This is a genomic window from Paracoccus lichenicola (assembly GCF_009708075.1).
GTDB classification, from domain to species: domain Bacteria; phylum Pseudomonadota; class Alphaproteobacteria; order Rhodobacterales; family Rhodobacteraceae; genus Paracoccus; species Paracoccus lichenicola.
Window position 1 is genome coordinate 1 of record NZ_WMBT01000030.1, and the last position, 8,293, is coordinate 8,293.

Sequence of the window (8,293 nt, forward strand, 5' to 3'; positions counted from 1 at the left end):
GTGGTCAACGTGACCGATCGTGCCAATGTTGACGTGCGGTTTCGTCCGTTCAAACTTTGCCTTTGCCATCTACGGCCTCTCCTGATCGCGGGGCATGGCGAGACGGCCCCGAATTAAGCGTGCGCCGCGATTTATAAGCCGGCCCGGGAAAAATCAAGGGCGCGCGGGCGGCTTGTGGCCGGGACGGGGCACGCGCCGATTGCCCGCCGGAACCATTCGCGGCACAGTTCTGTTCGGGGAACGATGAACGGGACGGCACAGCCGCCCACAGCACCGAGTATCGGAGGAGGTTTTTTCCATGAGCCTGATGAAAACCCTGGGCCGGGTCGCGGCCGGCGTCATTCTTGCCAAGGGCATCGGCGCGGCCATGCAGCAGCACCAGCAAGGCCGGCCTGGCCAGGTGACCCGGAACCGCAGCCAGGGCGGCCTGCTGGGCGAGCTGTTCGGCAACAACACCGGCACCCGCACCGGCGGCGGCGGCCTGAACGACATGCTGGGGCAGGTCCTGGGCGGTCGCGGCACGGGCCAGGGCACGCCCTATGGCGGGCCGCAGTCGCGCGGCGCCTCGGGCGGGCTTGGCGGGCTGCTGGACGGCCTGACCAGCAGGGCGCGCACGGGCGGCACGGGCGGCGGCGGCCTGGGCGACCTGCTGGGTCAACTGGGCGGCGGTCCCAAGACCCGCAGCGCGGGCACGGGCGGCGGCCTGGGCGATCTGCTGGGCGGCCTTCTGGGCGGCGCCGCGGCCGGCGGCATGGCCGGCAGCCTGGCCCGCAAGGATTCGCAGCCCACCAACGACGCCAGCTTCGGCGAGCTGTTCAACGACGCCGTGGTCAAGCAGGGCGAACCCGAGGTCGCGCCGACCCCCGAACAGAACGCCGTGGCGGGCCTGATGCTGCGGGCCATGATCCAGGCCGCCAAGTCCGACGGCACCATCGACGACGCGGAAAAGCAGCGTCTGCTGGGCAAGCTGGGCGACGATCTGGACGACGAGGAACGCCAGTTCATCCGCACCCAGATGGCCGCCCCCATCGACCCCGAGGCCCTGGCCCGCGACGTGCCGGCGGGGCTGGAATCGCAGGTCTACCTGATGTCGCTGCTGGCCATCGACCTGGATCACGACGACGAGGTCCGCTACTTGGGCCGCCTGGCGCAGGCGCTGAAGCTAGACCGCCCCGCCATCGATGAGATCCACAGTCAGGTCGGCGTGGCCAACCCCAACGCCTGACCGCCCGTGCGGCCCCTTCGGGGGCCGCCTTCGCAAATCCGTGATCGTCCTTCAGTCCGATTGATCCAGCGTTTTGCCTCTGCCACTCTTTTCCGGACAGTTCCGTCATCACAGCCAGTCCCGCCAGGAGCCAGCCCATGATCCCCGTCAAAGCGATCGCCCTTGCCGCAGCCCTTGCCCTTCCCACGCTTGCCGCAGCCCAGGACGCCAAGGACGCGGTCGAGGCACGGCACGGCTTCATGAAGATGCTGGGCATCAACATGGGCCAGCTTGCCGGCATGGCCAAGGGAGAGATCGCCTATGACGAGGCCGCGGCGACGCTCGCCGCCGCCAACATCGTCGCGCTGACGCAATACGACGCGCCGGCGCTGTTCGTCGAGGGAACCTCGTCCGAGGACATGCCCGAATCCGAGGCGCTGCCCGCGATCTGGGAAAACCCCGACGATTTCCGCGCCAGCTTCGTGGCCCTGCGCGAGGCGGCGGCGGGCAGCCCGGATGCCGTCAAGGGCGGCCAGGGCAACTTGGGTCCGGTGCTGCAGAAGCTGGGCGGGGCCTGCAAGAACTGCCACGACGACTACCGCAAGGACGACTGATGGCGGGCGGGGCCGCGCATCGCGAACGGATCTGGGATCCGGCGCTGCGGGTCTTTCACTGGACGCTGGCGGTGCTGGTGATCGCGAACTGGCTGCTGGGCAAGATCGGCCCGTCCGACATGACCCTGCATTTCTGGCTGGGCTACGGGGTCATCGCGCTGCTGGTCTTTCGGCTGGTCTGGGGCTTCGTCGGCCCGGCGACCGCCCGCTTCACCCGGTTCGTGCGCGGTCCCCGTGCGGTCGTGTCCTATGCCCGGGAAATGATCCATCCCCATCCCACTTATTGGCCTGGCCACAGCCCGGTCGGCGCGCTGGCCGTGGTCGCGATGCTGGGGGTGCTGGCCCTGCAGGTCACGACCGGGCTGTTCGCCGATCCCGACGACTATATCAATGTCGGTCCGTTGGCATCAACGGTCAGTTCCGAAACGTCGCGCATGGCGCTGCGCTGGCACAACCGGGGCGCCGACCTGATCCTGATCCTGGTCCTGCTGCACTGGGCGGTGATCCTGTTCTATCGCCTGTGGAAGCGCGAGGATCTGGTGCGGCCGATGATCGACGGCTGGAAATGGGTGCGGCGGCGGTAAGGGGGGAACCCCTGTGCGCGCGCCATGTTGGAGAGGGCAACCGAAAAGGAAAGCCCCATGCCTGCCGACACCACCGACCAACCCTTCCGCAGCGGCGCCATCCGGGATCCGCGCCTGCCCCGGCCCGACTTCCCCCGGCAGGAACAGCAGGCCCCGGGCCTTGCCTGCCGCATGGACCCCCTGCCCGACCATGGAGAGACCAGCTATCGCGGCACCGGCCGCCTGACGGGCAAGCGCGCCCTGATCACCGGCGGCGACAGCGGCATCGGCGCGGCCGCCGCCATTGCCTATGCCCGCGAAGGCGCCGATGTCGCGATCTGCTACCTGCCCGCCGAACAGGAAGACGCCGACAACGTCATCGCCCTGATCAAGGCCGAGGGCCGCCGCGCCCTCGCCATCCCCGGCGACCTGCGGGACGAAAACTTCTGCAAGTCGCTGGTCGCCCAGGCGGTCGAAGCTTTGGGCGGTTTGGACATCCTGGTCAACAACGCCGGCCACCAGCAGTTCTGCGAAAGCTTGGAGGATCTGACCACCGAGGCCTTCGACGCGACGATGAAGACCAATGTCTATGCGCCCTTCTGGATCACGCGCGCGGCCCTGCCGCACTTGAGGGCGGGCGCGTCGATCATCATCACCTCGTCCGTGCAGGCCTTCTCGCCTTCCGACATCCTGTTCGACTATGCCCAGTCCAAGGCAGCCAACGTCGCCTTCGCGCAGTCGCTGGCCAAGCAGCTTGCCCCGCGCGGCATTCGCGTGAATGCCGTCTGCCCCGGTCCCTACTGGACCGCGCTGCAGGTGTCGGGCGGGCAGCCGACCCAAAAGGCTGCAGAACACGGCAAGAACCAGCCCCTGGGCCGCCCCGGCCAGCCGGTCGAGCTTGCGCCGATCTATGTGCTGCTGGCCTCCGACGAGGCAAGCTATATCACCGGCGAGTATTTCGGATCGGTCGGCGGCAGCGGGCTGTAGGCAAAAGAAAAGATTCTTGCCTCCGGCGGGGATATTTTAACGAAGATGAAAGACTTTCGCGGCCATCATGCGATCACGGTACAGGCGGGGACGCCGATGACCGTCGAAGGTGAAAGCCCGCTGCCCGTTGCATCATGCCAAGGCGGCAGCGGGCCGCCCCTTCATCTTCGCCCCAAATATCCTGGGGAGACCGCCGCACAGCGGCGGGCGGGGCGAAGCCCCCGAACGAAAAGGCATCGAAGGGCTTCAGCCCTTCGTCAGTTAAACCTGTTGTCGCGCGGAAAGCCGCGGGGGGCCATGCGCCCGGCGCTGGACCGCTTGCCCAGCCATTCGGTCAGGTCCGGCTCGGTCCGGGTGCGGCCGCCGCTTTCCTGCCAGCGCAATCCCTCGGCCAGCGTGATGAAGGCCGCGTCGGACAACGAATCCCCCGCCACCAAGCCGCCGCCGCTGCCGTATTTCTGCAGCTTGACGCCCTTGCCGCGCGCCATCTCGGGCAATTCGGCCACGGGGAAGACCAGCATCTTGCGGTTCGTGCCGACCACGACGACATGATCGCCACTGACCGGACGGCAGAGCAGCGCCTCGCCGTTCAGCACCTGCTTGCCGGTCTTGGTCTGCGCCAGGATGTCGCCTGCCCCTACGATGAAGCCGTCCCCCGCTTTCGAGGCGACCAGGTATTTCCCGTCCGCCCGCCAGGGGAACATGGTGATCACCTCGGCCTCGTTCGGCAGGTCGATCATCAGGCGCAGCGGCTCGCCCATGCCGCGGCCGCCGGGCAGGGTGTTGGCGGGCAGGGTGTAGAAGCGGCCATTGCTGGCAAAGATCATCAGCTTGTCGGTGGTTTCCGCGTGCATGGCCAGGCCGGGACCGTCGCCGTCCTTGAACTTGTTCTCGGCGTCCAGGGGCTGGTGGCCCTTCATGCTGCGGATCCAGCCCATCTTGGACAGGATCACGGTCAGCGGCTCGCGCTCGATCATGGATTCGAGATCGACGGGCGCGATCTCCTGCGCCTCGGCGATCAGGGTGCGGCGCTGGCCTGCGGGCTTGGACTTGCCGAACAGGTTGCGCACTTCTTTCAGCTGGTCACTGACGCGCGCCCATTGCACGCGCTCGTCGGCCAGCATCGCTTCCAGGCCCCCGCGTTCCTCCAGCAGGGCGTCGCGTTCGGCGCGCAGCTCGATCTCCTCCAGCTTGCGCAGGGCGCGCAGGCGCATGTTCAGGATCGCCTCGACCTGCACCTCGGTCAGGCCGAACTCGGCCATCATCACGGCTTTCGGTTCGTCCTCGTGGCGGATGATGGCGATCACGCGGTCGAGGTTCAGGTAGGCCACCAGATAGCCTTCCAGCACCTCGAGCCGGGCGGCGATCCTGTCCAGCCGGTAGTTGGCGCGCCGCACCAGCACCTCGCGCCGGTGGTCCAGGAAGGCGCGCAGAACCTCCTTGAGGCCGCAGACCTTGGGCACGCGGCCGTCGATCAGCACGTTCATGTTCATGCTGAAGCGGATCTCAAGGTCGCTGACCCGGAACAGCGCGGCCATCAACTGCTCGGGATCGACCGTGCGGGCCTTGGGTTCCAGGACGATGCGGATGTCCTCGGCGGATTCGTCGCGGACATCGGCCAGGATCGGGACACGCTTGGTCTGGATCAGTTCGGCCAGACGCTCGATCAGCTTGGATTTCTGGACCTGATAGGGGATCTCGGTCACGACGATCTGCCACAGGCCCCGGCCCAGATCCTCCTGCATCCAGCGGGCGCGCACCCGGAAGGCGCCGCGCCCCGTGCGATAGGCCTCGGCGATGGTGTCGGCGTTTTCCACGATCACGCCGCCGGTCGGAAAGTCCGGCCCCTTGACCAATGCCGCCAGCGTGTCGTCGCGCGCGTCGGGCGTCTTGATCAGGTGCAGGCAGGCGTCGATCACCTCGTGCAGGTTGTGGGGCGGGATGTTCGTGGCCATCCCCACTGCGATCCCCGAGGCGCCGTTCGCCAGCAGGTTCGGGAAGGCCGAGGGCAGGACGATCGGTTCCTGCAAGGTGCCGTCATAGTTCGGGCGGAAATCCACCGCATCCTCGGCCAGCCCGTCCATCAGGGCCTCGGACGCCAGCGCCAGCCGCGCCTCGGTGTATCGGGCCGCCGCGGGGTTGTCGCCGTCGATGTTGCCGAAGTTCCCCTGCCCGTCCACCAGCGGATAGCGCATGGCGAAATCCTGGGCGAGCCGCGCCATCGCGTCATAGATCGCGGCGTCCCCATGGGGGTGATAGTTGCCCATCACGTCGCCGGTGATCTTGGCCGACTTGCGGAAGGCCCCGTTGGGCGCCAGCCGCAATTCGCGCATCGCATAAAGGATGCGGCGATGCACCGGCTTCAGCCCGTCGCGCGCGTCGGGCAGCGCCCGGTGCATGATCGTGGACAGGGCATAGGTCAGATACCGCTCGCCGATGGCGCGGCTGAGGGGTTCGGTTTGGGTGTTGGCGTCGGGGTCGATGGGCAGCTTGGACATGCGGCATGAAATAGGGCGGGGCAGACGCGCGGTCCAGCAGGAATCGCGGAACGGCCGCACGGGCGTTGGCGTTGCCGGCATCATGGGCTAAAAGGCCCCAAGGGGTTCGGGGGGCATTGCATGATCAGACTGGGCGCGCTGATGCTGGCCACCCTGGCAGCACTGTTCCTGGTCCTGTCGGTCTGGGGCCAGGGCAACCTGCGCGCCGAGCGCCGCCCCGCGCCAGAACCGCGGCCCGCCGCGCAAGAGGAAGGCGCGCCGTCGCCGGTCGCGCCGCCGCCCCAGGTCACCCCCGCCGTGGTCCAGGCCGCGACGCAGACCCCCCAGCAGGTGCAGCGGTTTCCCGGCCCGGCGCTGCAACCCTCGCCCGAACATGCGGGCGAGGCCCCCGCCCCCGTGTCCCTTCCCGACGGGCCGGTCCTCTACGTGACGGGCGACCGGGTGAACATGCGCGCCGGTCCCTCGACCGGGGACCGGGTCGTCACGGCCCTGACGCGCGGCGCGGCGGTGCAGCCGCTTGGCCCGACCGATGCGGAATGGGTGAACATCCGCGACCCCAATGGGCGCACGGGCTATGTCGCGGGCCGCTTCCTGTCGCAGGCGGCCCCGTGAGCAAACGCGTCCTGATCACCGGCTGTTCGTCCGGCATCGGACTGGACGCCGCGCGCCGGATGCAGTCGCTGGGCTGGCAGGTCGTCGCCACCTGCCGCCGCCCCGAGGACATCGCCGCCCGCCAGGCCGAGGGGATGGAGTGCCACCCCCTGGAACTGTCCGACGGGGACAGCGTGGCGCGGCTGGTGGAACAGGTTCTGGCGGGCGGCCCCCTGGACGCCCTGGTCAACAACGCCGCCTTTGCCCTACCCGGCGCGGTCGAGGACATGCCGCGCGGCGCCCTGCGTTCGATCTTCGAGACGAACCTGTTCGGCACCCACGACCTGACCGTCCGGCTGATCCCGCATTTCCGGGACCGTGGCGGGCGGATCGTCAACATCAGTTCCGTTTTGGGCCTGATCGGCATCCGCTGGCGCGGCCCCTATGTCGCGACCAAGTTCGCGCTGGAAGGCCTGACCGACGTGCTGCGGCTGGAGATGGCGGGCACCCCCGTCACCGTCATCCTGATCGAACCCGGTCCCATCGCCAGCCGCATCCGCGTCAACGCGATCCCCCATTTCGAGGCTTGGGTGAACTGGCAAGGCAGCGCGCGGGCCGACGAATACCGCAGCAGCCTGCTGAAGCGGCTTTACGAACCATCCGGCAAGAAGGACCGGTTCGAGCTGCTGCCCTCGGCCGTCAGCGACCGGATCGTCCACGCGCTGACCGCCGCCCGGCCCCGCCCGCGCTATTACGTCACGACCCCCACCTGGATGTCGGGCACCGCGCGCCGGCTTCTGCCCACGCGCGCACTGGACTGGTTCGCGCGCCACGGCTAGGGTCGGGGCCAACGAAAGGCGGCACGCATGACCGACAGTCCCCTGTTCTATGTGATCGCGCTGGCAATGCTGGCGGTGCTGGCGATCCTCGCCACCGGCATTGGCGGCTTTGCCAAGGGCGGCGACTGGAACCGCAGGCACGGCAACCGGATGATGCGCTGGCGCCTCATCGCGCAGGCCGTCGCGGTGGCGCTGATCATGCTGTTCGTCTGGCTGGGGGGCCGCTGATGGTCGTCCTGAACCGCATCTATACCCGCACCGGCGACGGGGGCGACACCGCCCTGTCGGACGGCAGCCGCGTCGCCAAGCACGATCCCCGGGTCGAGACCTATGGCACCGTGGACGAGTTGAACGCGACCCTGGGCCTGTGCCGCCTGCACGCGTCCGGCGATCTGGCCGACCGGATCGGGGTGATCCAGAACGACCTGTTCGACCTGGGCGCCGATCTGGCCCGCCCGAACATGGCGGCGGATGGCCAGGCGGGCCATCCGGTCCTGCGCATGATCGACGCGCAGGTCACGCGCCTGGAAACCGAGATCGACGCGATGAACGCCGCCCTGAACCCCTTGCGCAGCTTCATCCTGCCCGGCGGCTCGCCCCTTGCGGCGCATCTGCACCTGTCGCGCACCGTCGCGCGCCGGGCCGAACGCCGCGCGACGGATCTGGCGACGGGCGGCGACGTGAACGGGGCGGCGGTCCGGTATCTGAACCGCCTGTCCGACTGGCTGTTCGTCGCGGCCCGTGTCGCCAACAACGGCGGGACCGACGACATCCTGTGGGTTCCGGGGGCCAGCCGCTGACGCCAAACCGTTCGCTTGGCGGGATGTCCGACGCAAACGCAGCGTCGGGGGACGCTTTTGTGTTGTAAAGCCCGCCGGTCCGTCGGTAACACTGCCCCCGACATGCAGATTTAAGGGGAGCGCAGCCCATGAAGATCCTCGTGCCCGTGAAGCGGGTGATCGACTACAACGTGAAGGCGCGGGTTCGGGCGGACGGG

At 68.5% G+C, this 8,293-nt stretch carries 9 protein-coding genes; 8 read left to right on the top strand and 1 reads right to left on the bottom strand.

Annotated elements, in window-relative coordinates; translation table 11 throughout:
* Positions 1-298: 298 nt before the first annotated feature.
* The 4 genes from GIY56_RS17635 (at position 299) to GIY56_RS17650 (ending at position 3,368) form a co-directional block, all read left to right on the top strand.
* Positions 299-1,225: a tellurite resistance TerB family protein gene (locus GIY56_RS17635; protein ID WP_154766163.1), complete on the top strand. Its 927-nt coding sequence runs from the start codon at positions 299-301 to the stop codon at positions 1,223-1,225.
* A 137-nt stretch (positions 1,226-1,362) separates the two neighbouring features.
* The gene (locus tag GIY56_RS17640) at positions 1,363-1,818 is read left to right on the top strand and encodes a c-type cytochrome (protein WP_154766164.1); all 456 of its coding nucleotides are present in this window, start codon (positions 1,363-1,365) and stop codon (positions 1,816-1,818) included.
* Positions 1,818-2,402, top strand: a complete 585-nt coding sequence (locus GIY56_RS17645) for a cytochrome b/b6 domain-containing protein (protein WP_154766165.1) — start codon at positions 1,818-1,820, stop codon at positions 2,400-2,402. The genes GIY56_RS17640 and GIY56_RS17645 overlap by 1 nt, the downstream gene beginning before the upstream one ends.
* Positions 2,403-2,459: 57 nt before the next feature.
* Positions 2,460-3,368 carry an SDR family oxidoreductase gene (locus GIY56_RS17650; RefSeq protein ID WP_154766166.1) on the top strand — a complete coding sequence of 303 codons (909 nt, stop codon included), beginning with the start codon at positions 2,460-2,462 and terminating at the stop codon, positions 3,366-3,368.
* Positions 3,369-3,625: 257 nt separating this feature from the next.
* On the opposite strand, the gene parC is transcribed toward GIY56_RS17650, so the two are convergent.
* On the bottom strand, positions 3,626-5,866 hold the full coding sequence (parC, locus tag GIY56_RS17655; protein ID WP_154766167.1) for a DNA topoisomerase IV subunit A: 2,241 nt from the start codon (positions 5,864-5,866) through the stop codon (positions 3,626-3,628).
* A gap of 120 nt (positions 5,867-5,986) precedes the next feature.
* On the opposite strand from parC, the gene GIY56_RS17660 reads away from it, so the two are divergent.
* The 4 genes from GIY56_RS17660 to GIY56_RS17675 are packed head-to-tail and all read left to right on the top strand — an operon-like array spanning position 5,987 to position 8,096.
* The gene (locus GIY56_RS17660; protein WP_154766168.1) at positions 5,987-6,478 is read left to right on the top strand and encodes an SH3 domain-containing protein; all 492 of its coding nucleotides are present in this window, start codon (positions 5,987-5,989) and stop codon (positions 6,476-6,478) included.
* Positions 6,475-7,296, top strand: coding sequence for an SDR family NAD(P)-dependent oxidoreductase (locus tag GIY56_RS17665; protein WP_328288593.1), 822 nt, complete (start codon positions 6,475-6,477; stop codon positions 7,294-7,296). The genes GIY56_RS17660 and GIY56_RS17665 overlap by 4 nt, the downstream gene beginning before the upstream one ends.
* A 27-nt stretch (positions 7,297-7,323) precedes the next feature.
* Entirely contained in the window at positions 7,324-7,524 is a 201-nt protein-coding gene (locus GIY56_RS17670; protein ID WP_154766170.1) for a twin transmembrane helix small protein, read from the top strand.
* The gene (locus GIY56_RS17675) at positions 7,524-8,096 is read left to right on the top strand and encodes a cob(I)yrinic acid a,c-diamide adenosyltransferase (RefSeq protein WP_154766171.1); all 573 of its coding nucleotides are present in this window, start codon (positions 7,524-7,526) and stop codon (positions 8,094-8,096) included. Before GIY56_RS17670 ends, GIY56_RS17675 begins: the two co-directional genes overlap by 1 nt.
* Positions 8,097-8,293 lie beyond the last annotated feature (197 nt).

What these genes read in the sequence shown, in the direction of transcription:
- GIY56_RS17670 (WP_154766170.1), top strand. Translation starts at nt 7,324, where the DNA reads ATGACCGACAGTCCCCTGTTCTATGTGATCGCGCTGGCAATGCTGGCG.
- GIY56_RS17645 (WP_154766165.1), top strand. Translation starts at nt 1,818, where the DNA reads ATGGCGGGCGGGGCCGCGCATCGCGAACGGATCTGGGATCCGGCGCTG.
- GIY56_RS17660 (WP_154766168.1), top strand. Translation starts at nt 5,987, where the DNA reads ATGATCAGACTGGGCGCGCTGATGCTGGCCACCCTGGCAGCACTGTTC.
- GIY56_RS17650 (WP_154766166.1), top strand. Translation starts at nt 2,460, where the DNA reads ATGCCTGCCGACACCACCGACCAACCCTTCCGCAGCGGCGCCATCCGG.
- parC (WP_154766167.1), bottom strand. Translation starts at nt 5,866, where the DNA reads ATGTCCAAGCTGCCCATCGACCCCGACGCCAACACCCAAACCGAACCC.
- GIY56_RS17635 (WP_154766163.1), top strand. Translation starts at nt 299, where the DNA reads ATGAGCCTGATGAAAACCCTGGGCCGGGTCGCGGCCGGCGTCATTCTT.
- GIY56_RS17640 (WP_154766164.1), top strand. Translation starts at nt 1,363, where the DNA reads ATGATCCCCGTCAAAGCGATCGCCCTTGCCGCAGCCCTTGCCCTTCCC.
- GIY56_RS17675 (WP_154766171.1), top strand. Translation starts at nt 7,524, where the DNA reads ATGGTCGTCCTGAACCGCATCTATACCCGCACCGGCGACGGGGGCGAC.